The 23,140-nt window shown below is 55.2% G+C and carries 19 protein-coding genes; 9 read left to right on the top strand and 10 right to left on the bottom strand.

The annotated features are described in order from the left end of the window. Window positions 1-202 precede the first annotated feature (202 nt). The 5 genes from CDH47_RS01805 (at window position 203) to msrB (ending at window position 5,880) form a co-directional block, all read left to right on the top strand. Complete coding sequence (locus CDH47_RS01805; RefSeq protein WP_239985544.1) at window positions 203-1,618, top strand: WS/DGAT domain-containing protein; 1,416 nt, start codon at window positions 203-205, stop codon at window positions 1,616-1,618. Window positions 1,619-1,687: 69 nt separating this feature from the next. Continuing rightward, on the top strand, window positions 1,688-3,208 hold the full coding sequence (gene exaC, locus CDH47_RS01810) for an acetaldehyde dehydrogenase ExaC (RefSeq protein ID WP_100638116.1): 1,521 nt from the start codon (window positions 1,688-1,690) through the stop codon (window positions 3,206-3,208). A 95-nt stretch (window positions 3,209-3,303) separates the two neighbouring features. Continuing rightward, a complete protein-coding gene (locus tag CDH47_RS01815) occupies window positions 3,304-4,707 on the top strand; it encodes a class II fumarate hydratase (RefSeq protein WP_100638117.1) in 1,404 nt (467 codons plus the stop codon). Window positions 4,708-4,793: 86 nt separating this feature from the next. Further along, window positions 4,794-5,444 carry a peptide-methionine (S)-S-oxide reductase MsrA gene (gene msrA, locus CDH47_RS01820; RefSeq protein ID WP_100638118.1) on the top strand — a complete coding sequence of 217 codons (651 nt, stop codon included), beginning with the start codon at window positions 4,794-4,796 and terminating at the stop codon, window positions 5,442-5,444. Between the two features lie 10 nt (window positions 5,445-5,454). Beyond that, a complete protein-coding gene (msrB, locus tag CDH47_RS01825; protein WP_100638119.1) occupies window positions 5,455-5,880 on the top strand; it encodes a peptide-methionine (R)-S-oxide reductase MsrB in 426 nt (141 codons plus the stop codon). 32 nt (window positions 5,881-5,912) lie between these two features. On the opposite strand, the gene CDH47_RS01830 is transcribed toward msrB, so the two are convergent. Further along, entirely contained in the window at window positions 5,913-6,896 is a 984-nt protein-coding gene (locus CDH47_RS01830) for a calcium/sodium antiporter (RefSeq protein WP_193601543.1), read from the bottom strand. Window positions 6,897-7,329: 433 nt separating this feature from the next. Here CDH47_RS01830 and mqo point away from each other — a divergent pair, with 433 nt between their 5' ends. Together mqo and CDH47_RS01840 are read left to right on the top strand one after the other, a co-directional pair. After that, window positions 7,330-8,811: a malate dehydrogenase (quinone) gene (gene mqo, locus CDH47_RS01835; RefSeq protein ID WP_100638120.1), complete on the top strand. Its 1,482-nt coding sequence runs from the start codon at window positions 7,330-7,332 to the stop codon at window positions 8,809-8,811. Between the two features lie 129 nt (window positions 8,812-8,940). Continuing rightward, a complete protein-coding gene (locus tag CDH47_RS01840; RefSeq protein WP_100638729.1) occupies window positions 8,941-10,932 on the top strand; it encodes a hypothetical protein in 1,992 nt (663 codons plus the stop codon). Between the two features lie 23 nt (window positions 10,933-10,955). On the opposite strand, the gene CDH47_RS01845 is transcribed toward CDH47_RS01840, so the two are convergent. The 6 genes from CDH47_RS01845 to CDH47_RS01870 form a co-directional block, all read right to left on the bottom strand. Next, complete coding sequence (locus CDH47_RS01845; protein WP_100638121.1) at window positions 10,956-11,333, bottom strand: RidA family protein; 378 nt, start codon at window positions 11,331-11,333, stop codon at window positions 10,956-10,958. Window positions 11,334-11,343: 10 nt separating this feature from the next. Beyond that, the gene (locus CDH47_RS01850; RefSeq protein ID WP_100638122.1) at window positions 11,344-12,111 is read right to left on the bottom strand and encodes a DUF3726 domain-containing protein; all 768 of its coding nucleotides are present in this window, start codon (window positions 12,109-12,111) and stop codon (window positions 11,344-11,346) included. Beyond that, window positions 12,108-13,862 (bottom strand): hypothetical protein, encoded by a 1,755-nt coding sequence (locus CDH47_RS01855; RefSeq protein WP_100638123.1) that lies wholly within the window; start codon window positions 13,860-13,862, stop codon window positions 12,108-12,110. Before CDH47_RS01855 ends, CDH47_RS01850 begins: the two co-directional genes overlap by 4 nt. 77 nt (window positions 13,863-13,939) lie before the next feature. Beyond that, a complete protein-coding gene (locus tag CDH47_RS01860; protein WP_100638124.1) occupies window positions 13,940-15,496 on the bottom strand; it encodes a BCCT family transporter in 1,557 nt (518 codons plus the stop codon). An 85-nt stretch (window positions 15,497-15,581) separates the two neighbouring features. Next, a complete protein-coding gene (locus CDH47_RS01865) occupies window positions 15,582-16,568 on the bottom strand; it encodes a dipeptidase (RefSeq protein ID WP_193601544.1) in 987 nt (328 codons plus the stop codon). Between the two features lie 7 nt (window positions 16,569-16,575). After that, window positions 16,576-18,015, bottom strand: coding sequence for an aldehyde dehydrogenase family protein (locus CDH47_RS01870; protein WP_100638126.1), 1,440 nt, complete (start codon window positions 18,013-18,015; stop codon window positions 16,576-16,578). A gap of 104 nt (window positions 18,016-18,119) precedes the next feature. Here CDH47_RS01870 and CDH47_RS01875 point away from each other — a divergent pair, with 104 nt between their 5' ends. Beyond that, window positions 18,120-19,004, top strand: a complete 885-nt coding sequence (locus CDH47_RS01875; protein WP_100638127.1) for a LysR family transcriptional regulator — start codon at window positions 18,120-18,122, stop codon at window positions 19,002-19,004. Window positions 19,005-19,082: 78 nt separating this feature from the next. On the opposite strand, the gene CDH47_RS01880 is transcribed toward CDH47_RS01875, so the two are convergent. Both CDH47_RS01880 and CDH47_RS01885 read right to left on the bottom strand, forming a co-directional pair. Continuing rightward, window positions 19,083-20,642 (bottom strand): BCCT family transporter, encoded by a 1,560-nt coding sequence (locus CDH47_RS01880; RefSeq protein WP_100638128.1) that lies wholly within the window; start codon window positions 20,640-20,642, stop codon window positions 19,083-19,085. 182 nt (window positions 20,643-20,824) lie between these two features. Further along, window positions 20,825-21,052, bottom strand: a complete 228-nt coding sequence (locus tag CDH47_RS01885; RefSeq protein ID WP_161494467.1) for a hypothetical protein — start codon at window positions 21,050-21,052, stop codon at window positions 20,825-20,827. A 106-nt stretch (window positions 21,053-21,158) separates the two neighbouring features. Between CDH47_RS01885 and CDH47_RS17510 the strand changes: the two genes are divergently transcribed. Then, complete coding sequence (locus tag CDH47_RS17510; protein ID WP_161494468.1) at window positions 21,159-21,335, top strand: hypothetical protein; 177 nt, start codon at window positions 21,159-21,161, stop codon at window positions 21,333-21,335. 82 nt (window positions 21,336-21,417) lie between these two features. On the opposite strand, the gene CDH47_RS01895 is transcribed toward CDH47_RS17510, so the two are convergent. Beyond that, a complete protein-coding gene (locus tag CDH47_RS01895) occupies window positions 21,418-22,965 on the bottom strand; it encodes a DUF726 domain-containing protein (RefSeq protein ID WP_153045451.1) in 1,548 nt (515 codons plus the stop codon). Between the last annotated feature and the right edge of the window lie 175 nt (window positions 22,966-23,140).

Below are 23,140 nucleotides of genomic sequence, written 5' to 3' on the forward strand. Positions count from 1 at the left end.
TCGACCTTGGTTGTGCTGGTAACCTTCTACCTACTAATAACTAATACACCAAGCCTTATAACCAGTATAGGGTGAAGGCATGTATATGTGTAATATTTTGTAACCTTGGGCGGCGTGTAGCTTTGTGGAGCCAGTAGTGTATGTCTGGCACAATGCCTGACTCTGTGCTTTTTCACTTCACCACTTCCGGGGATGTTCGGGTTTGAGTCACGAGCAAACGCACCTTATGCTGCCTGCAGATTCTGCCTGGCTGGCTTTGGAGTCCCCCAACAACCCCATGACCATTACCGTCATGTTTCGGGTCGAAGGCCTGACTGCGCCCAGGCTCCGGGATTTTTTACAGGTTTACTGGATGGCGTGGGAGCGCTTCCGGTACATGCCGGTGAAACGCACGCCGGCGTGGTTCTGGGAGCTGGATCGGGTTTTTGATCTCCGGCACCATCTGGATGTGGTGCTTGACCGTTTCACGGAATCGGCTCTTCAGAAGTGGGTTTCCGAGCGCCTGAACCAGCCTCTTCCTTCATATCGCCCCCCTTGGAAGTTCTGGTTGGTGCCGAATGCCGACGGTGGCGCGGCGTTGCTGCTTCGAATACATCACTGTTATGCCGATGGTGTTTCACTTACGAGTATTTTTGACCGCCTGTGCTCGGCTTCGCCCCAGCAATATCCTGCGATATACGGGGCGCAACAAACTGAAGGCTTTTCCCCCTGGGTGTCGGCAGCCAAAACGCGGTTTGAGGAATTAGTCGGTGGGGCCGAGGCTCCCGAGGCCGGTGCAGCAAAACAAAGCCCAGAGTCAGGTGACCATGAGCACGGCTACAGTGAGTTGCTGGATAAGCTGGCTCGCAACGGCTTGAAGCTGATTAACGAGTTGAGTGATTTTCTGGCAGAGCCGGAGGACACACCATCGGATCTCAAGCGCCCCCTGCTGGGTCGGCGCTATTGCCGATGGTCAGTACCCGTTCCGCTCAACCGGTTCCGGTTAATCGCCAAGGCGGCGAATGTTACCATTAATGATGTTCTGCTCAGTTGTGTCGCCGCTGCGGTGCGGCCCCGCCTTGGGGTTATTGGCCCGGCTCTGGAAGATGCCGTTTTGCACGTTGCCGTTCCCGTTGACATTCGTAGCCGTTTGCCAGAAGACCTGCAGCCAGAGCCGGGTGCGCTTGGCAATTATTTCGGCACGGTGTTTGTTCCTCTGCCCATCGATGGCGAAAGTGCGTTGGAGCGTCTTTATCGCATCAAGCAAGAAACCCGTCGGCTGAAAAAGAGCTGGCAGCCCGGCATAGCCTGGGGGCTGTCTTCCTGTGCCTCTCTTATACCGGACGTATTGCGCCAGCCGCTTTCGGATATGTTCTATCGCAAAGCCAGTGCTGTGGTATCCAATGTGCCCGGCACCCCCGAGGCGCGCTACATTGCCGGTTGCCGGATTACGGAGCAGATGTTCTGGGTGCCTCAGGCTGGCGATATCGGATTAGGAGTCAGCATTGTCAGCTATGCCGGGCAGGTTCAGTTCGGTGTGGTTGCAGACGAAGCGGTCCTGGCGGACCCCAAAATGTTTCTGGAAGACTGCGTGCAGGAGTTGTCGGAATTCCCTGGAGGTTCACCTATTGTTGTTTGAGGGCTACAGTGAATGAGTAAACGCGCATGAGCGCGCTGTCATTTACAAACACAACAAGAGGTGGTGACAATGATTTACGCACAACCTGGAAAAGACGGCTCCGTCGTTTCCTTCAAATCCCGTTACGGAAACTACATCGGCGGTGAGTGGGTTGCTCCGGTCAAAGGGGAGTATTTCGAGAATATAACGCCGGTTACCGGCGATTTGATCTGCGAAATTCCGCGCTCCTCCGCCGAGGATATTGATCTGGCCCTCGACGCCGCGCACAAAGCAGCCCCAGCCTGGGGCAAAACCTCTCCGGCAGAGCGCGCTAACATTCTGCTTAAAATTGCCGATCGTATTGACGCCAACCTGGAAAAGCTGGCTGTTGCGGAAACCTGGGACAATGGCAAGGCGATACGTGAAACCCTGAATGCTGACATTCCCCTGGCAGCTGACCATTTCCGCTATTTTGCCGGTTGCATCCGCGCCCAGGAAGGACACATGGGCGAGATTGACCACAACACGGTGGCCTATCATTTTCATGAGCCCCTTGGAGTGGTCGGGCAGATCATTCCCTGGAACTTCCCGATTCTGATGGCAGTATGGAAGCTTGGTCCTTGCCTGGCGGCGGGTAACTGTACCGTGCTCAAGCCGGCAGAACAGACGCCTGCCAGCATTCTGGTACTGATGGAAATCATCGGTGACCTGCTGCCGCCGGGCGTCGTTAACATTGTTAACGGCTACGGCATCGAAGCGGGTGAAGCGCTGGCAACCAGTAAGCGCATTGCAAAAATTGCCTTCACAGGCTCAACCCCGGTGGGCTCGCACATTCTTAAGTGCGCGGCGGAAAACATCATTCCGTCAACGGTTGAGCTGGGTGGCAAATCGGCCAACATCTATTTCTCAGATGTTATGAAGGCCGAGCCGGAGTTCGTGAGCAAGTGTGTGGAAGGTCTGGTTCTCGCATTCTTCAACCAAGGTGAAGTGTGCACCTGTCCGTCCCGGGCATTGGTGCAGGAAGACATGTATGAAGAGTTCATGCAGAAGGTAATTGAGCGCACCAAATCCATCAAACGCGGCAATCCGCTGGATACGGATGTACAGGTGGGGGCTCAGGCCAGTAAGGAGCAGTATGACAAGATTATGTCTTACCTGGATATCGGTAAGCAGGAGGGCGCTGAGGTGCTCACCGGAGGCTCCAAGGAAGAAATGGGCGCCGAATTCCAGGATGGCTTCTACATTCAGCCCACGTTGTTCAAGGGCGATAACAAGATGCGGGTGTTCCAGGAAGAAATTTTTGGCCCGGTTGTGGGCGTGACCACGTTCAAAACCGAAGAGGAGGCTGTGGCGATTGCCAACGATTCCGAATTCGGGCTGGGTGCCGGTGTCTGGACCCGCGACACCAATCGTGCCTATCGTGTGGGGCGTAATCTTGAGGCCGGACGGGTCTGGATGAACTGCTACCACGCCTACCCCGCACACGCAGCCTTTGGCGGTTACAAGAAGTCCGGCATTGGCCGTGAAACCCACAAGATGGCGCTGGAGCACTATCAGCAGACCAAGTGCATGCTGACCAGCTACGATATCAACCCATTGGGCTTTTTTTGAGCCTCTAACGAACGCAGGCGGCCTTGGTGAAGGCCGCCTGCTGTATTCTTGAGGTCCAGCTAGCCATCCTGATACAGAAGCAAGCAGGAGCAGCCATGAGTGAAAATGGAGACAGTGGAATAAGTACCCAAACCAGAATAGAAACCGATAGTCTGGGCGATGTTCACGTTCCCGCAGACGCACTTTGGGGTGCCCAGACCCAGCGTGCCGTTGATAACTTTCCTGTCAGTGGCCAGCCCATGCCACCGGCCTTTATCTCCGCAGTTGCCCGCGTTAAACAGGCAGCCGCAGAGGCCAATGCCAGTCTGGGCCTTCTCGACAATAGTCGCTGCGATGCGATTACCGACGCCTGCCAAGCGCTCATTCGCGGAGAATTTGCGGACCAGTTCCCGATTGATCGATACCAGACTGGCTCGGGCACCAGCACCAATATGAACGTCAATGAGGTGATTGCCGCCATCGCTGCCAGAAATGGCGTGGAGGTGCACCCTAACGATCATGTGAATATGAGCCAGAGCTCCAACGATGTGATCCCTACTGCTATCCACGTCAGTTCCGTGACGGGGATCCGGGAGCGGCTTATTCCCGCACTTACCCACATGTGCGGGGTTATATACGAGCGCGAAGCTCAGTTCTCGGAGCAGGTGAAAACAGGCCGCACGCATTTGATGGATGCCATGCCGATTACCCTTGGGCAGGAGTTACGCACCTGGCGTGAGCAGCTACTGGCCGTGGAGAAACGCCTGGATGCCGCAGCAAATGAACTGCTTGCGGTGCCCCAGGGCGGCACGGCAGTTGGTACCGGCGTAAATGCCTTGTCGGAGTTTTCAGGCCAGTTTGTGAAGTTTCTCAAGGCCAACACCGGCTACCCGTTTCGTTCCATGGAGCATAAATTCATAGGGATAAGTGCGGTGGATGGCCCGGTTGCGCTGTCAGCCCAGCTGCGCGGGCTGGGCATTGTGCTGACCAAAATTGCCAATGATTTGCGCTGGATGAACAGCGGCCCGATTCATGGGCTGGCGGAAATCAGCCTGCCAGCCCTGCAACCGGGCAGCAGTATTATGCCCGGCAAGGTAAACCCGGTGGTTCCCGAGTCGGTAGCCATGGTGGGCGCGCAGGTAATAGGCCTGGACAGCGCCAATGCCATAGCAGGGCAGTCCGGCAACTTTCAGCTGAATGTGATGTTGCCACTCCTTGGCGGTAACCTGCTGGATATGATTGATCTGCTCAGCAATGCAACCAGCATGCTGGCGGATAAAGGCCTCCGGGACTTTAGTGTGAATACAGATACGCTGGATGCCAGTGTTGGTCGAAACCCGGTATTGGTAACCGCGCTTAACCCGGAGATTGGTTACAGCCTGGCCTCAGAGATTGCCAAGGAAGCCTACAAAACGGGCCGACCAGTGATTGATGTGGCTGAGGAAAGAAGTGGTCTTGACCGGAAGCGCCTGGAAGAGATTATGGACCCGCTCAAGCTGACGCGGGGCGGAGGCGGTTGATGATGGTAAGACCATTGATAAACTGATCTGTTTGCCGTCACAATCGGTAAATTGATAAAGACTGAATACACAAAGCAGAGGTCATTATGACATCATCTTGCAGCATTCCAGGCCTGACGGTACCTCGCAGCCGCTTCCCCGAGCCGGAGCAGGATCTGCCAGCTGGCGACAGTGAGCAGAGAGTGGTTCTTGCCGGTGGCTGTTTCTGGTGTGTGGAAGCTGTGGTTTTGGCATTGGATGGCGTTACACGGGTCGAGTCTGGCTACGCCGGTGGCTCGGCAGACACAGCTAACTACGACGCCGTGTGCACGGGCACCACGGGGCACGCGGAAGTTGTAAGCGTGCACTATGACCCCGGCCGGATCAGCTTTGGGGAGATACTCAGAGTATTCTTCTCGGTGGCGCACGATCCAACCCAGCTGAACCGGCAGGGTAACGACCGGGGGACGCAATACCGCTCTGCAGTGTTTTATGAAACACCAGAGCAAAGGCGGATAGTGGAATCCTATATTCGCCAGCTTGATGCAGCCGGTGTGTATCCTGAGCAGATTGTCACCACTCTGGAGCCTCTGGAAGCGTTTTATCCGGCGGAGGCACACCACCAGAATTTTGCAGCGAGGAATCCGCACCAGCCCTACATCATGGCTGTTGCGGCCCCGAAAATCGAAAAGCTGGTTGATGGGTTTAGTGACCGCTTAAAGCCGGAATATACAGATTCCAACGACAACCTGGCCTGAGGAGATAGTAATGAGCAGTTCCGCTGCGGGTTATGACCTGACGCCTTTAACAGAGGCGCAGATTCAAGAGAAAGCCGCGAGCCTGACCCCAGAGGAGCGTCGGGTATTGCTGGATCATGGAACAGAGCATCCGTTCTGTGGCACTTTGCTGGATAACAAGCTGGAAGGTGTGTATCACTGCCGGCTCTGCGATCTGCCCTTGTTCAGCTCTAATGCGAAGTTTGATTCCGGTACCGGCTGGCCCAGCTTTTTTCAGCCATTCGACAAGCAGCACATTCGCTATATTGAGGATACAAGTATGGGGATGGCTCGCACAGAAGTGCGCTGCTCCCGATGCGACTGCCACCTTGGGCATGTATTTCCGGATGGGCCGCCGCCAACCGGCCAGCGCTATTGCCTGAATTCAGTCGCTATGGCGTTTCAGGAGAGCGATTAAAGCTCTCTTGAAACGCTGAAAGGCAGTCGCTGTCAGCTTGTGCTGGCAGCTACAACCGTTGAAAGCAGATAGCCGGTATAGGCCACATACACCAAGAGAAGAATAGAGCCATCAAACCGGCTGATCAGCTTGCGCCAACCTGTCATGCCGAAACCCATAAACAACAAGCCAACCGTCAGGGCAAGCATCAGCGTCCAATCCCGGTAAAGGACTTCGGGCTCTACCGACAGCGGCTGAATAACCGCAGCCAAACCCACAACCGCAAGGGTATTGAAAATGCCCGAGCCAAGAATATTGCCCAGGATCAGATCGTGCTCGTTCTTCCGTACGGCTGCCAGAGCTGAGGCCAGTTCCGGCAGTGATGTGCCAATGGCCACGATGGTCAGACCAATTACCAGGTCGCTGACACCCAGGGTTTGGGCAACCGTAACCGCACCCCAGACCAACAGGCGGGAGCTGACAACAAGCAAAACCAAGCCAATGATTAGCCATACTATGGCCGATTTCATGGGCATGAGTTCTGAGCCTATTTGCGCTTCGGTTTCATCCGACAACGAATCTCCCTTTCCCCGCAAGCCTTGAAATATCGACCAGCCCATGACGGCCGCAAACACACCTAGCAGCACCCAGCCATCAAAGCGCGACAGTTCGCCATCGAGTAATTGAGCGCCGGCGATCAGTGTAAGTGCAACCAATATGGGAAGTTCTTTACGGATAACCTGGGAATGCACCGCAATAGGTGCAATTACAGCTGTGAGGCCGACGATAAGAGCAATGTTGGTGATGTTGGAGCCGTAGCCATTTCCCAGGGCGAGCCCTGGATTGCCATCGGCCGCAGCCATGGCTGAAACCGCCAGTTCCGGTGCCGAGGTGCCGAACCCGATGATTACCATGCCAATCAATAATGCAGGCATGCCAAGGTGCTTGGCAACTGCAGCGGCGCCCTCTACAAACTTGTCTGCACTCCAGACCAGTAATACGAGGCCGGCGATAATTGCGCCAATAGCCATAACCATAGATAAGCCCTAGTCGTGTAGCATCCGAAAACAGGCACAAAAGCGCTCCGTGTAAGCAGAGACGCAAGCGCCGGAAAGGTGTGCAAGATACCGCATATAGGCTGCTGAGGTCAGCCCCTTTCGGAAGACCGGGTGTTATCACAGGGGAAGATGGCCGAAGTCACCCATCAGGAGTATTACTTATGGTTCTGCGCAAGCCACCGTTCGTATGCGCGGCGAACAACCGTTAAACTAACGTGCAGTTTACGCACAGGTCCGGGTTCATTAATAATCGCTATTTATATTTTTGCGACAACGCGGATATCTACGCGCTTATTCAAAGCGGACGCACAAGGCAGCGCCATTACCTCGCGCATTGCCCGCCGTGCCCCGCAGGCCTCTTCGTTGATCATGAAGGGGCGACATGCTCAATACTAGCTAGGATGAATAACCAATGGCCGCTAAACAGGCAGATGTAGTGCTGGTCGGTGGTGGTGTCATGAGTGCCACCCTCGGCGTAATGCTAACGCAGCTGGATCCGTCCCTGAAAATTATCATGCTGGAACGTTTGGATCACGTTGCCCATGAAAGTACCGATGGATGGAATAACGCCGGAACCGGGCACGCAGGATACTGCGAGCTCAACTACACGCCTGAGACCGACGATGGCGATGTGGCAATCGAGCGGGCATTGCAGATTAACGCGCAGTACGAGGTGTCTTTGCAGCTGTGGTCGCACCTGGTAGAGCAGGGCATGTTGCCTGAGCCCTCAAAGTTCATAAACCGCACGCCGCACCAGAGCTTTGTTTGGGGTGAGAAAGACGTAGCGTTTCTCAAGCGCCGCTTTGAGCTTTTAAGCGGTCACCACCTGTTCCGCGAAATGGAATACACCGAGTCCCCACGGGAACTTGAAAACTGGATGCCTCTGGTTGTTGAAGGCCGGGACCCAATGCAACGGGTGGCAGCAACCCGTATTCGCCATGGTTCGGATGTGGATTTTGGTTCTCTTACCCGCAGCATGGTTGAGTACCTGAAAAAACAGCCCAATTTTGAGCTGATGTTGAGCTGCCCGGTGCACTACATAGACCAGCGTGACAATGGTCGCTGGAAAGTTCGGGTTAAAAACCAGCACACAGGTGAGCTGACCAAACTGGAAACCGGGTTTGTATTCCTGGGTGCAGGTGGTGGTGCGTTGCCGTTGCTGCAGAAATCCGGTATTGCAGAAGCCCGTGGTTATGGCGGCTTCCCCGTTAGTGGTCAGTGGCTGGTATGCCGAAAGCCTGATGTCGTAAACCAGCACCACGCCAAGGTATACGGCAAGGCGCCCATTGGTGCACCGCCGATGTCGGTGCCGCATCTGGATACCCGCATTATCAATGGTGAGCCGGCTCTGTTGTTTGGCCCGTTTGCCGGCTTTACTACCCGCTTCCTCAAGCAGGGCTCCATTTTTGATCTGTTTGGCTCGGTGCGCACGACCAACCTGAAGCCCATGCTGTCGGTGAGCAAGAGCAACATGGATCTGACCCGCTATTTGATTGGCGAGGTTTTCCAGTCCCACGGCCACCGCGTAGAAGCACTTCGCAATTTTTTCCCGGAAGCTGAGGAAGAGAACTGGGAGCTGCGCAATGCCGGCCAGCGCGTGCAGATAATCAAGCAGGCTGAAGGCGGTGGTGGAAAGCTGGAGTTCGGGACTGAGATTGTGGCTTCGAAAGACGGTACGCTGGCGGCTCTTCTCGGAGCTTCGCCGGGGGCGTCTACGGCGGCAAACGCGATGATCAGCGTTATTGAACGCTGCTTCCCGAAGAGCATTCAAACACCTGGGTGGCAGGAGCGTATGAAGGTAATGGTACCTTCCTATGGGCAGTCTCTGGTAAACAATGAGGCGTTGCTGACAAAAGTGCGAGAGAGAACGCTCTCGACCCTGAAGTTGAACTGATATTCGCTGAAACATCAGGACGGTCTGGATATCTATGTATAATCGGGCTATGCACTCACATCTAAAGGGTATGGTGCAGGCCCCGAGGAACATCGTTTGAACGATCACCCATCGAACCATGCAGCTCTCATGGATCTGGATAGTTTGGCACAGAGGCTGGATTACGCGGTCCGTGCCATGGATGAAAGTACGGATTTGGCCAAGTTCGGCAATCTGCCACTGGTATTTGACCTTGTGCGCCAGATACTGCTGCAGCCGGAAGGCTGTGCATTGGTTGAAGCGCGGGCGGAGAGCCTGGAAAAAGCCGGTGTATTTGCAGGCTCGGATTGGGCCGAGCCCGCCAACCTGCTTCCTTCATTAACGACCCTTTCGTTACAAAGCCCGAATCCCGATACGGTAATTATCGAATCGCTCAGCGAACTTCGTTTGCTGGCGGTTGTTCGTGGTCACTATCTGCACCCATCAATCTCTGCCGAACAGGCCCACCACTATCTGACCCAGGTTCTTGCAATCAACCTCGGCCTGCTGTTTGGCATGACCGGAGAAGCTGAGCGCGAACAGGGAAAGCTGGCACTCATCAGCCAGCATGTTGTGCAACACATAGCGCAGCAGATTGGTTACGAGCACGTTATAGACAGCCTGGTTGAAGAAATCTGGCGCATTCTGCAGCAGCGGCCGATACAGGTGGGCGATGTGCGCAAAATGATTACCCAGATCGCCATTTGCCGAGCTGAGCCCAGTGTGGATCTTGGTAACGCAGGGCGCGGAGCCGACAGGCTGATATCGGCCTTGTACGGGCCAACCCGGGCGTGCAGCGAAGACCCGGGCATTGTGGTGTATCAGCAGCGGCTGGAGACCATGGATGGCCAAACCTTGCAGAACGAGGCCACCGGATTTGCCCGCTCCATGCACGATACTGGCCTGGTGTCGCCATACCATGCCTGTTTTGTGCGCTACATACTGGAGGAAGGTCAGGACAACCTGCTCAGTGAAGCACTGGGCCTCTCAAGCACTGGCCGCGATTGCCTGATGTGCTATCGGGAGTTGGTGTATGCTCTTATCACCGAGGGTATTTTCCCCGAGACAGCGCAGGGCTTGTATGGCCTTGCTCTTATGCTGGAGCGCGGCATTCTGTATCAGCCACCCGTGGCGCCCGCCCTTTGGCGCCAGGCCAGGCTGAATCTCTGCCCAGAGGCCCGTGAACGCCTGCAGCTGGCCTACGGTTATCAGCCCCAGGCAGGCGCCTGGTTAATCCAGGGTGTATTGAATATGCTGGGGCAGCCTTTGGGTGTAGGCCAGGGCAACAATCCAACCTGCCAATCTGCCCGCGCTCTGTCCATGTGGGCGTACAACGACCCTGACTACCTGCTGCAAATGGTTGCCTGGGCGGCCAGGGATAATGAAATAATCATGCATTTTGAAGGGCAACCGGTCTCTTCAGCACACAGTCTTGGTGGCGTTGCGTCGGAAGTGACGCTGGATCTCGACCCGGTCTCGTTGGTCGTGGTACCACATCTTGACCGGATTTACGGTGAGATGGGCCGCATGTGCATAGGCCGCGAAGGCGATCCACACCGATGGGTGAACCCGGAATTCCACGGCTGGTCTGCCGGGCGAGGGTTTGCCATCAACGTGGACGTGGCCACCGGCAACCTGCACGATCTGGAAGGCTTTATCCGGCACTTCTATGCCAGCTACCACCCCTACTATAACGGCAACCAGCCCCTCATCCACCCCCAGCCTGCAGGGATTGCGGTAACCGACAGGGCCGCGCGGTTCATTGGCTGGCACGCGATTACCATTCTGCGGGTAGCCCTGGATCCAGAAGGCGAAATGCGCGCGTATTTCTACAACCCCAACAACGACAGTGGCCAAAGCTGGGGTGACGATGTGCATGTAAGCACGGAAGGCTGCGGTGAGCGCTTTGGTGAGGCGTCCTTGCCGTTTGAGCAGTTTACATCGCGCTTATACATCTTCCACTTCGACCCTCTGGAGCGGGGAGAGCTGGCGGATGTCGGCGAAGAAGAACTGCAGCAGGTAATGGCGCGGGTCTATCGCAGTTGGGGCGAAGGCCGCATACCGGCGACCGAGTTGCAGGCCGAGCCTCCACCGGCTCAGTAAGCCTGCATAGTCCGTTACCGGATTCAGGGCACTACAGCGTAGGCGAGGATCTCTATCAGCATTTCCTCGCGGGCAAAGCCGGAGACAATAATGGCCGCCCGGTTGGGGAAAGGCTCGGATACGAAATCCGCGTACACCCGGTTAACGGTGGCAAGATGCTCCCGGTCGGTTACGTAGATCACAACCTGGGTGAGGTCAGATACCCGGCTACCAGCGCTTTCCAGCGTGTGCTTCAGATTGGCCAGGGTCTGGATAATTTGCGGCTCAATACCGCCGTCTACAACCTTGCCCTCGGCATCAATGGGAATCTGCGCGGTAAACAGGATGTCATTACCCACTGTAGCCCAGGCCAGTGGTGATTTGGATGCTGGTAGGTCTGTTTTAACCGGATACGGGTTCATGGGTGACTCCTCAGTCGTTATCGGTTGTGCCGGCGCCTGCGCCTTGGCGTGAATCGTCGGATGATTCCACAAGCATCTTCGTGGCCAATACTTTCAGTCGCTCCCAAAGAGCAGTATCTACATCAATGCCATCAACCAGCGAGCGTTCATGCCAGTCCAGCATGGCGGCGCGGTTTTGCAGAATCAGATCATTCGCTGGTGCTTCTGGCTTGAGATCTGGCAAAAGATCTACGTGGTTCACCATCACCAGGGTTATACCATCGTTGGGCTCTGTGTCGTCTGGCGTGGATGGCAGACCGTACATGCAGATCTCCGGCTCAGCCTCACCGGATTTGAAACTCACCAGGATTTCCGTCAGCGGCTCGTGAGAATTGCGCCAGAATGCCACAACGCACATATCACGGCGGGCAATACGGGAAAGATAGCCGACAATCAGCATGCGGTTGTGGCAGTGGCGGATTTTGGTCACCGAAAGCCCTCGGGCGCGACATTTCGCGTAACCCAGCTCGATGGCCAGGCTGGCGTGGCCCAGAATGGTTTTATTCTGGGCGTCCACCACGCACAGGTCCGCATCCTGGTAGATCAGCTTGGGCGGCTGGGATTTGTCTTCGTTGAGCAGAAAATCCAGGCTTTTCCCGAGAGCAGCCAAACCGTTGAGGCCGTGTGCTTCCATCCAGGCCACCATGTCGGCCGCATCCGTGGCATCGCCATCATCAAAGCCAATGCCAATGAATGCCTTGCGGGATAACCCCTGTAATTCGTTGAATGAAACTTTCATAGCCTGTCACTCCGGGCTGTCTGCCCTTTATCCATTCCGTCCAACTCTGGCTCCAAAGGGAAGCCCCAATCATCCAGTTGGTGCAGTGGGAGTTGGGCGTTATGCAGCTCGTCGGGTAAAGGAGCCCCCTGAAACAAGGTAATACGCACCCAGCGGTCGGATTTGGGGTCAAACCGGCTGGCGCCGAAAAACGACAGCTTGGTTCTCAGCAGGTGCATAGGCTTCATATCTTTGTGCCAGAGATTTGCACGGATTTCGCCATAGGGTGTCTCCCCCATGGTCTGGATACGGCGCACGCATTCCTTCTGCCCGGGATGGGCCATGAGAAACTCCACTACGATGGCGTTGGGGTTGCTCTCAATGAACTCTTCCAGCTTTACCAGGCATCGACTGATCCGTGGGCCAATCGCCAGGGCCATTTCTTTCTCTGCCCCGGATTCGGTTCCTCGTACGCCAAGTCTGGGCTCTTCTTTTTCGACGGAACGGTACCAGAACCAGTAGTTGTCATCCGGGCACTCTTCACTGTAGTTCAGAGCCCACCCAAACTTGTCGTGAATCAGATCCCGCAATTGCCGGACTTTCATATCCGGTTTCAGGTCCATGGACTCCCGGCAGCCCAGCTCGTCGTCAATAGCTTCAACCCGTTCCGGGTACAGCTCTATCAGTAGAGTGTTGATGAGCTCTTGTGCTTCCAGGGAGCAATGCTCCTTGGCCCAATCGATCAGCTCTTCATAAAGCGCGATGTGCACGGGTGTTCTGTCCAGCCAGGTAATGACCTTTTCGATTGAACTGGCGGTTTCCCGGTTGCGTAGCGTCTGGTCTGTATCCTCAGTAACGGTTTGCTGCAAGTGCTTGAGCGCTCGCGCCATGAATGCCCGCAGTGACGTGTGGGTTTGCTCGTTGGCGGGTTCCTGGCGAACATAGGCAAGCGCGCGCTCCCGGCCGTAAACCCATTGCTGAATCAGTTGAGGGTGGTTGATCAGGAAGGGCGCCATACCCAGCCCTGTAGAATTGCCGATGCCAAGGTAACGCTGCAGTTCCCGGTGCAGAGGTACGGCTTGCTCCGGCGATTGCGCCCTTGCCATATGGTCGAGCTGCTCGATGGAGAACTGCCGCAGCACATAAACAGCAAGCATCTGAGCTGCGAAGGGGCGGTTGAAGTCCGGGTTGCGCTCAAGCCGGGCAAAATCCGCAATGCCGAATTTTCCGTTTCCGTACACGGCCGTGGTTCTGTAAAGATAACCCACAGAAGTCAGCCAGGCGGGGTCCGGCTGGCGGCCTGATGCCAGCGCTTCCAGAAACTGGCTGAAGTTACGCAGGCTTTTGTTGGCACGGGATAGCACAAGCACCCTTGGATGCTGTCGGCCCGCTTCCTGCAAGGGAACGTTTGCTTCCATCTGCTCCAGCAAAGAGCTTTCTGCTTCACCCTCAACCAGGGCAAAGGTGACATCCCACGCTTCTGCAATTACCCGGTCGGAGCGCTGATCCGGAGCGAGATCCCTTGAGAAAATCACACACTCGTAGTATTTGCCCGGTGTTGTAATTCGATAGATCGCGAGGCCATGGCCCTTTGAGTCCAGATCAAACACGGTGTTGCTAACCTGCCAACTTTCTTTGATCATTTTTCGCATCAGCGATCTCACAAAGCTGAGCCTGCTGGCGAACATGCTGCCTAGCCGTTCCAGCTTCATCACTTCGCTGGCGGGACGCAGGTTGGTATGTGGTGCGGATGCTGATGTTGCTGAAATCATGGTCTCACCCTTGCCTTTTCAGGCAGGCAACCCGCCTGGCCGGTTCTAACAGCCAGGCGATGCCCGTATGTCTGTTGTTAAGAAATAAGGTTCTGTTCCCTGGCCATAGCGTAGGCGGCTTTAGGTCCGAGCCACAGAGAGGGCAGCAGAATGAACGACACCGGAATAGCGGTGATCACGATGAACTGCTGCAACACGCCAATCTGGCCCGCACCCATATACAGAAGAATAGCGGCCATGCCAGCCATTGCCATGCCCCAGAAGGCACGCACAAAGGTGTTCGGCTGATCGTGACCAGTGCTGGTTACCGCAATGGAGTAGCTCATGGAATCACCGGTGGTGGCCACAAAGACCGTGGTCAGTACCAGAATCGCCAGCGCCATAAAGCTACCCCCTGGCAGTGCTTGTGCTACGGTGAGTGTTGCTACATCAAAGCGGAAGTTGTTCAGTGCTTCGGTCAGATCAATCTCGCCCGTCATCTGGTAGTAGATGCCTGAACCGCCCAGCAGGGTGAACCAGATGGTGGTGGCAATCGGTGCCATCACTGCGACGGCCAGAATCATGTCGCGAATGGTTCTGCCCCGGGAAATGCGGGCCACAAAAATCGCCATCAGTGGTGCATAACCGATAAACCAGGCAAAGAAGAACACCGTCCACCACTGCATCCACCAGCCAGGAGCGGTGTCTGCTGTCATAGTCGCCATGGCCATGAACGAAGAGACATACTCACCCATGCTCTGGACGTAGGTGTTGGTGAAGTACAGGGTTGGGCCGAAGATGAAAATAATGGCGCCAATGGCCAGAGCGAGAAACACGTTCATCCGGCTCAGGAACTGAATGCCCCGGTGCACCCCGGTAACCGCTGAGGTTACGTAGATCAGCGCCAGTGCAATCAGAATCACCATTTGCGTGGTGATGCCATCGGTCAGACCAAACAGCTCACTCAAGCCAAAGCTCATCTGAGTCGCAAGAAAGCCAATAGGACCAACCGTACCGGCCACAATGGCGATTACACAGCAGGCGTCGACCACACTGCCCAACCAGCCACTCATGATGCGCTCACCAAACACGGGATACAACAGCGTGCGAGGCTGCAATGGCTTGCCCTTAACATAGTGAGCGTGAGCCAGAATAATCGCCGCCAAGGTGCCCAGCACCGCCCAGGCCAGGAAGCCCCAGTGCATAAAGGACTGTGCCAGCGCTTTGGATACTGCCTCTGCAGTTCCCGGCTCTGTGGAGAATGCCGGAGGTGTGACCACAAAGTGATAGATGGGTTCGCCAGCGGCAAAGAACACGCCGCCACCGGCCAGCAGGGTACACATAATGATGGACAGCCAGCGGAAAGTGCTCATCTCCGGCTTGTCGAGGTTGCCGATTTTGGCTTTGGCTGCGGGAGTGCAGGCCAGGCCGATGGCAATAAAGAAAGTTGCGAGCAGTAGCAACTGGAAATAGGTGCCAAACACTTTGGCCGTCCAGGCGAAGCCGTTGCCGATCAGCTCGGCCACGCCTTCAATGTCGAACAGAGAGAAACCCACAAACACGGCAATAAAGCCCACGCTGAGGGTGAGTACCACCGGGTCACCAAGCTGAGCTATGGAATAATCTCCGCCTGACTTGAAATCATCAATTTTCATTGCGTTTACCTTTTGTTTTTAGAAGGTTTTGTCAGCAGTTTTGTTTTAGGTTATTGGCTGCCGGTGCACGGTGGCTTTTTTCGTTTTACTGCTGGGCCCGGGTTCCTTTTTCCAATTGGTTCAACCAGTTGCGCCCCATTATTTTTTCGACTTCGGGTTCTGAAAAGCCTTTGTTACGCAGCCCTTCGATAATCGCAGGAAAGTCGCGATTGTCTTTGAACCAGGATAGTGGTCTGGGCCAGCCGGCGTTGTTTTTGTTGCCTTCACCAAAATCCATCTCTTTTGACCAGCGCCCGTTGCGCATCCAGTCCAGAACCGACTGGGGTTGCCCCTGGCACAAGTCGGTACCTATGCCGATGTGATCAATGCCCATCAGGTCGGCGGTATCGGCCACCATGTTGCAAAAGCTTTCCAGGGTGCAGTCCGGCCCGTCTTTCAGGTGGAAGGGATACACGGAAAAACCGAGCAGCCCGCCGCTTTCAGAAATGGCTTTCAGCACCGTGTCTGACTTATTACGCTTCGCCGGGTGAAATGAAGCAGGGTTCGCATGGGAAATAATTACCGGCCGGGTGGAAAGTTCAATGGCATCCAGCGTAGACCTTTCGGAGCTGTGGGACATGTCGATGATCATGCCCACCCGGTTCATTTCTGCGATGGCCTGTCGACCAAACCGGCTCACGCCACTGTCTTCGGCTTCATAACAACCCGCCGCCAGAAGGCTCTGGTTGTTATAGGTGAGCTGCATGATCATCAAACCGAGGCGACGCATCACCTCGATCATGTCGATGTCATCTTCAATGGGCGAACAGTTCTGGGCGCCGAAAAAAATCCCGACGCGACCGGATTCCCGCGCGATCTCGATATCCTCAGCTTCATAAACCGGCATGATCAGGTCGCTGTGCTGTTCGAAGCGTCGGTTCCAGTCGCCAAAACGAGACAGGGTTTCACGGGTGTTCTCGTGGTACACCAGAGTAGCGTGCACGGCGGAAACACCGCCGGCACGCATCTGCTCAAAAATCTCCCGGGACCAGTTGGAGTATTGAAGTCCATCAATGGTGAGCATGGAGTTCATCCTCTTATCAGGCCCGCACGTAGCAGGTTTTCACAACGGTGTAGAATTCGCGGGCGTACTGACCCTGCTCACGGGGGCCAAAACTGGAGTTTTTGCGGCCGCCGAACGGAACGTGGTAGTCGGTGCCTGCCGTTGGCAAATTAACCATTACGCAGCCGGTTTGCGCCCGCGCCTTGAAGTCGGATGCGATCTTCAGGGAGTTGGTGATGATGCCCGCCGTCAGCCCGTACTGTGTGTCGTTCAGTGTGGTCAGCGCGGTTTCGTAATCGGCCACTTTGATAACACAGGCAATGGGGCCGAAGACTTCGTCCCGGTTAATTGCCATATCGTTGGTGGTGTTTGTGAACAGCGCCGGGGCCATGTAATAGCCTTCGGTTTCGGTCTCAACATCAGATCCGCCGAACGCGAGTGTTGCGCCGTCTGCTTTTGCGCGTTCAATCCACGCCAGGTTGGATTCCAGCTGACGTTTGTCGGCGATGGGGCCAATCTGCACACCGTCTTCGAGGGCGTGCCCGACTTTGGCCTGCTCCAGCCGCGCCTTCAGTTTTGCAACGAATTCATCGTGAACCGCTTCGGTTACGATCAGGCGTGATGAGGCGGTACACTTCTGCCCGCTGCCGGAATAGGCGCCGTTGAATGCGGCTTCTACAGCCAGATCCAGATCGGCATCATCCAGCACGATCAGCGCGTTCTTTGAACCCATTTCCAGCTGGCACTTCACCAGATTGCCGACGGTGGCTGCGGCCACCCTGCGGCCTACCTCAAGAGAGCCGGTAAAGGTAATGGCTTGCACATCCGGGCTGTTGATCAGGGTTTCGCCGGTTTCGCCACCGGAGCCCATCACCAGGTTAAAGGTGCCGGCTGGCAGATCCTGCCTGCTGATGATTTCAGTAAGAGCCCAGGCGCTTGCAGGCACCAGGTTGGCAGGCTTGAACACCACTGCGTTGCCAAAAGCCAGAGCAGGGGCAATCTTCCAGACTGCAGTTGCCATAGGGAAGTTCCAGGGGCTGATGATGCCCACAACGCCCAAGGGCTCACGGCGAATGTCAATTTCCACCCCCGGGCGAACCGATTCGGCACGCTCGTCGATCTGGCGCAGAACTTCGGCCGCGTAATAGTGGAAAAACTGACCGGAACGATAAACCTCGCCTTTGCCTTCCGCCAGTGGCTTGCCTTCTTCCCGGGAAAGTAGCTCGCCCAGCTCGTCCTTGCGCTCAATCAGCTCGTTGCCAATCGCCATCAGGATGTTGTAGCGCTGCTCCAGACCACTTTGGCTCCACTGCGCGAAACCGCTTTGGGCAGCGCTAATGGCCTCGTTGGTTAGATCGGCGTTCGCTTGATCGTATTGACCGATGACGTCACTGAAATCAGAGGGGCTGGTGTTGGTAATGCTGCTAGCCCCGGTTACCCATTGGCCATTGATGTAGAGCGGATGAGAAGTAGACATGAAGACCTCCTTATTTACGGTGCATTCATACTAGTCAAGATGTAATAATAAGAATAATCAATTATAAAGATTGAGTGATAAGAAAGGCTTATCAGGTGGGGTTTATGTTGCCAGAGCTCAAGATTCAGCAGTTACGTTATGTGATTACAGTGGTGGAGGAGGGGAGCTTTCATGGGGCATCCAGACGCTTGCACCGAACCCAACCGGCAATCTCCATGGCCGTTCGGGAGTTGGAACATCGCTTGGGGCAGAATTTGTTTGAGCGGGGCGTTCAAAACCGGTTAACGCCGTTTGGTGAGTACTGCCTGCCGAGGTTCCGTGACCTGGTGAGCCAGCACGATCGAACCGCAAAAGATGTGGTCAGTCAGGCCGACGGGCAGGAAGGCCATATACACATTGCTACTGTGCCCTCAGTAGCCAGCCGCATCATGCCGTCATTTCTGGCAGAGTTTATTGACCGTTTTCCGGGCCTCAACATCAGCCTGCATGATGAGAACGCCCACTATGTGTGCCAGATGGTGGCTCATGGTGAGGTTGATCTGGGCATTACCAGCCTTTGGCAGAGTGACGAAGAGTTGGAGTATACCCATCTATTTGAGGACAAGGTGGGTGTGGTGTGTCGCCACGACCATGCCTTTGCCGAAAAACAGGCTTTGGATTGGCAAAGTTTGCAGGGTGAAAAGCTGATTCGAAACGGGACATCCCGCCTGTTGATGGGTACGGCCGCTACAGAACTGGTGGAGAACAGCGCCTTTTACATTTCCAATATGATCTCGCTGATAGCCATGCTGGAAGCGGGTGCTGGCATAACAACCCTGCCGCGACTGGCGTTCCCCGAGCACAGCGCCAACCTGCGGTTCATTCCGCTAAGCGATCCCATTGTGGTGCGTAAAATTGGATTGGTAAAAGCCGCAAATCGAACGCTCAGCCCTGCTGCGCAGGCTATGCAGGCATTCGTGCTGGAGAAGTTACGATATAAGGAAGGGTGACTGCTTGTGGGGTGTTTTCTTGTCGCCTCCCGAAAGCAGAACGCGTTCGGGAGACACAAGAGAAGCTTACCGTATTGCTTAGTCGGCGATCAGCTTCTGTTCCCTGGCCATAGCGTAGGCGGCCTTAGGCCCCAGCCACAGAGAGGGCAGCAGAATGAACGACACCGGAATAGCGGTGATCACGATGAACTGCTGCAACACGCCAATCTGGCCCGCGCCCATATACAGAAGAATAGCGGCCATGCCAGCCATCGCCATGCCCCAGAAGGCACGCACAAAGGTGTTGGGCTGGTCGTGTCCGGTGCTGGTCACGGCAATGGAATAGCTCATGGAATCACCGGTGGTGGCCACAAACACGGTGGTCAGTACCAGAATCGCCAGAGCCATAAAGCTGCCGCCCGGCAATGCCTGGGCCACGGTGAGCGTTGCTACGTCAAAGCGGAAGTTGTTCAGGGCTTCGGTCAGATCAATCTCACCGGTCATCTGGTAGTAGATACCCGAGCCACCCAGCAAGGTGAACCAGACAGTAGTGGCAATCGGTGCCATTACCGCAACGGCCAGAATCATGTCGCGAATGGTCCTGCCCCGGGAAATGCGGGCCACAAAAATGGCCATCAGTGGTGCATAACCGATAAACCAGGCAAAGAAGAACACCGTCCACCACTGCATCCACCAGCCTGGGGCGGTATCTGCCGTCATAGTCGCCATGGCCATGAACGACGACACATACTCACCCATGCTCTGGAAGTAAGTGTTGGTGAAGTACAGCGTGGGGCCAAAGACAAAAATAATGGCGCCAATGGCCAGTGCCAGAAACACGTTCATCCGGCTCAGGAACTGAATGCCCCGGTGCACCCCGGTAACCGCCGAGGTTACGTAGATCAGCGCCAGTGCAATCAGAATGATCATTTGTGTGGTGATGCCGTCGGTCAGACCAAACAGTTCACTCAGGCCAAAGCTCATCTGGGTTGCCAGAAAGCCGATGGGGCCAACGGTGCCCGCCACAATGGCAATCACGCAGCAGGCGTCGACCACACTGCCCAGCCAGCCACTCATGATGCGCTCACCAAACACGGGATACAGCAGCGTACGGGGCTGCAGAGGCTTGCCCTGTACATAGTGGGCGTGGGCCAGAATAATCGCCGCCAAAGTGCCGAGAACGGCCCAAGCCAGAAAGCCCCAATGCATAAAGGACTGTGCCAGCGCCTTGGAAACGGCTTCAGCCGTGCCCGGCTCTGTGGTAAAGGCAGGCGGTGTGACCACAAAGTGATAGATAGGCTCGCCAGCTGCGAAGAACACGCCACCACCGGCCAGCAGGGTACACATAATGATGGACAGCCAGCGGAAGGTGCTCATCTCCGGCTTGTCGAGGTTGCCGATTTTGGCTTTGGCTGCGGGGGTGCACGCCAGACCAATGGCAATAAAGAAGGTTGCCAACAGCAATATCTGGAAGTAGGTGCCAAACACCTTGGCGGTCCAGGCGAAGCCGTTACCGATCAGTTCGGCCACGCCTTTAATATCGAACAGAGAAAAGCCCACAAACAGGGCAATAAAGCCCACGCTGAGGGTGAGTACCACCGGGTCACCAAGCTGAGCTATGGAATAGTCTCCGCCTGATTTTTCATTACCCTTAATCATAAACTAAACCTTTTTTAATAAACGCCGGCGCGGACATTGCCATAAAACGCCTGTTAATACCAATGTCTACAGGCGCTTTTTTCCTCTGATTGCAGCCGCTTGGCTTCCCCGCCTCAAGCGGGGGTATGCAGTTGGCCATGCCGCGCTTCGCCCATGGTCTGATGGCGAAACCAGCATGGTTTTTACGTCTTCCTCGGTATCAAACTGCACCACAAACACACGGTTATCTCGACCCTGGCCTGCGGGCCGTGAGCACTGCGGGCCATGCACAGGAAAAAGGCAGGCACGGTATTGGGTAGCCTGCCGAGAATCTCGTCTTGCCAGGGCAGGTAGTGCTCCAGCAGTTGCTTGCTCAGAACCGGCCCCGAAATAGCGCTGGCAACTTCCTCTTCTGACCATGCTGGAGGCACGGACGATTCGCTACTTGCGTGCCTGCCTTGAAAATTCTGGTTGGTTAACGAGGTGCGCCGACGAATAAGCAGGCTGTTATCTGAGCAGTATTTGGATATTGCTGCAGTGAAACGCGAAATCGCAGAGCGATATTTGCGGGAGACCAATCTGGCGCTGGTGGATATTGCGCTACTCCGAGCGCAATGCATTCACCCGAAGTTCTATTCGGTGGACCGGGGTATCACCGAATGCGTACAGGCGGCAGGCGAGGCGGGGTTGACCGGGGTGTTGCCACGCCATTGACAAGGTTGATGAACCTTCCGCGAAGCGGTGCCCAATTTACGGCACCGCCCGCCCCGGATCATAGCCCGTATTGTGAACCTACCTATGCTTGGCAGGTCTCAATTCTCTGTAAGACCTTTGGTAGGTTTTCTTTCCACACATTGTGCCCAGTTATAAAGTCAGTGCAGTCGAGGTTGCGTGCGCCTACTACTGCTGGGCCAAGCCCTGCTGGTGAGGAGAGGCCGGCATTAGCGGTGCGATATAAAAACCTTAGTACGTCATCGTTGTCAGAGTGGCAGTTGTACAAGGTGCCCTTAACAGCTGAAGAGGCATCTAGCCAGGATGTTCTTTCGTCACGCCCGACGGCTCCACCTACAAGGACGGCATCTTCGATATATTGCTGTTCTTTGGTTGCAAGGGCCATAAGCGCGAAAAACACCACCCTTGCACCTAAGGAATGTCCGATCAACGTGAACGATTGACCTTCGGTACGACTTATAGCTTCGGCAAGCAGAGCCCCCGTTTTCTCTGCGTTAAACATAGCTGAATGCCATGGGTTGCCCACCATGTCTGCGGCGGTATATGCCCAGCCTGCAGCGTTGACTGAACCGGCTAAGCGCTTGGATGCAGCCGCAATCCCGATCTTTGCCGTTTGCTTGGCAGCGACGTTCTTGCTGAGATTGCCAACGAATGACCCTAGTTTCCGCAAAGTTTTTGCTTCCCAATTCAGGTGCCATAGTTGGCTGTCTGTTTGGTGTTCTGCGAGAGCGGTGGTCCAATCTGTTGTATCTCGATCATTTTCCGTAAGAAAACCGTTCACAACAATGGTTTGATGGTTGAGATTTGTCTTTAACGCGCGAAGCGGTGTGAAGTCAAAATCAGGGATGTCCTTGAGGTATGAACCGGCAATGCCGAAGCCCGCTTTTCCGCCTAAGCCTGCGCCAGCAGCTGTCACAATTGCTAATCCACCAACCCCTAGTTTTGCAACAGCTGCGCTGGTTAATGCTGCGCCGGACAAAGAGGAAATTGCAGTGCCTGTCCCGGCGGCACCTAAAATACCGGTAGTGCCGAGTGCGGCAGCAATACCTGGTGCAGCAAAAACAGCTCCGGTGCCAACGGCAGCGACACCACCGGCGATTGCTGCGCCTCTTTTTGCGGCACCATAGATGTTCTTCTGCTTGGGCTTCATAAGCTCCGAAAAGCCGGAAAGATCTTCGATCGTATCGCGTGCTTTGCTGAAGTCCGGGGTTGTGCCATCGTGCTCCGAGCAGAGCTCATTAGACCAGTTATCTTTGAAGAAGCTTCCAACTTTCCCGGATTGCTCACTCTCCAGCTCGCTGTTTTTCACCTCTAGACTCGCGGCCTTGGCCATATTCTCACAGTACCGGCAACCGACTGTAGGTAAGAAACAACCACTGCACTGATAGGTGGACCGAGCAACTTTGCGTGCTACCGTTAGCGTATGTGAAGAGTATTCTCCGCACCAGGAGCACCACGCTTCCAAGTTTTCAGGATCTTCTTTTTCTAGACGCTCTTTTAATTGGCCTGAAACGTCGACGTATGTTTTGGACAGCTGTTCACGACCTTCACTCAAAGCTTTTTCAGCTTTGATTTTTGCGCTATCCAGCTGATCTTTGAACCGGTTAAACATGCAAGCCTCTCAATCTGCGGAGATATTTATTAGATTGCAGAGAGCATTGCTAATGGCCGGATTAGTAGCAAGTGGTGATGTGTCGCTATAGTGTAACGTCATGTAGCGGGGCTGATTACAGCTGTGCTCGGGTTGCAGGCAATAAAAAAGGTGAACTGGAAACCAGTTCACCTTT

Origin of the sequence: Marinobacter salexigens, assembly GCF_002806945.1 — a bacterium.
Lineage (GTDB): Bacteria > Pseudomonadota > Gammaproteobacteria > Pseudomonadales > Oleiphilaceae > Marinobacter > Marinobacter salexigens.

Excerpts from the sequence above, each read along its gene's own strand:
- exaC (WP_100638116.1), top strand. The coding sequence starts at position 1,688 with ATGATTTACGCACAACCTGGAAAAGACGGCTCCGTCGTTTCCTTCAAA.
- CDH47_RS01815 (WP_100638117.1), top strand. The coding sequence starts at position 3,304 with ATGAGTGAAAATGGAGACAGTGGAATAAGTACCCAAACCAGAATAGAA.
- msrA (WP_100638118.1), top strand. The coding sequence starts at position 4,794 with ATGACATCATCTTGCAGCATTCCAGGCCTGACGGTACCTCGCAGCCGC.
- msrB (WP_100638119.1), top strand. The coding sequence starts at position 5,455 with ATGAGCAGTTCCGCTGCGGGTTATGACCTGACGCCTTTAACAGAGGCG.
- CDH47_RS01830 (WP_193601543.1), bottom strand. The coding sequence starts at position 6,896 with ATGGTTATGGCTATTGGCGCAATTATCGCCGGCCTCGTATTACTGGTC.
- mqo (WP_100638120.1), top strand. The coding sequence starts at position 7,330 with ATGGCCGCTAAACAGGCAGATGTAGTGCTGGTCGGTGGTGGTGTCATG.
- CDH47_RS01840 (WP_100638729.1), top strand. The coding sequence starts at position 8,941 with ATGGATCTGGATAGTTTGGCACAGAGGCTGGATTACGCGGTCCGTGCC.
- CDH47_RS01845 (WP_100638121.1), bottom strand. The coding sequence starts at position 11,333 with ATGAACCCGTATCCGGTTAAAACAGACCTACCAGCATCCAAATCACCA.
- CDH47_RS01850 (WP_100638122.1), bottom strand. The coding sequence starts at position 12,111 with ATGAAAGTTTCATTCAACGAATTACAGGGGTTATCCCGCAAGGCATTC.
- CDH47_RS01855 (WP_100638123.1), bottom strand. The coding sequence starts at position 13,862 with ATGATTTCAGCAACATCAGCATCCGCACCACATACCAACCTGCGTCCC.
- CDH47_RS01860 (WP_100638124.1), bottom strand. The coding sequence starts at position 15,496 with ATGAAAATTGATGATTTCAAGTCAGGCGGAGATTATTCCATAGCTCAG.
- CDH47_RS01865 (WP_193601544.1), bottom strand. The coding sequence starts at position 16,568 with ATGAACTCCATGCTCACCATTGATGGACTTCAATACTCCAACTGGTCC.
- CDH47_RS01870 (WP_100638126.1), bottom strand. The coding sequence starts at position 18,015 with ATGTCTACTTCTCATCCGCTCTACATCAATGGCCAATGGGTAACCGGG.
- CDH47_RS01875 (WP_100638127.1), top strand. The coding sequence starts at position 18,120 with ATGTTGCCAGAGCTCAAGATTCAGCAGTTACGTTATGTGATTACAGTG.
- CDH47_RS01880 (WP_100638128.1), bottom strand. The coding sequence starts at position 20,642 with ATGATTAAGGGTAATGAAAAATCAGGCGGAGACTATTCCATAGCTCAG.
- CDH47_RS01895 (WP_153045451.1), bottom strand. The coding sequence starts at position 22,965 with ATGTTTAACCGGTTCAAAGATCAGCTGGATAGCGCAAAAATCAAAGCT.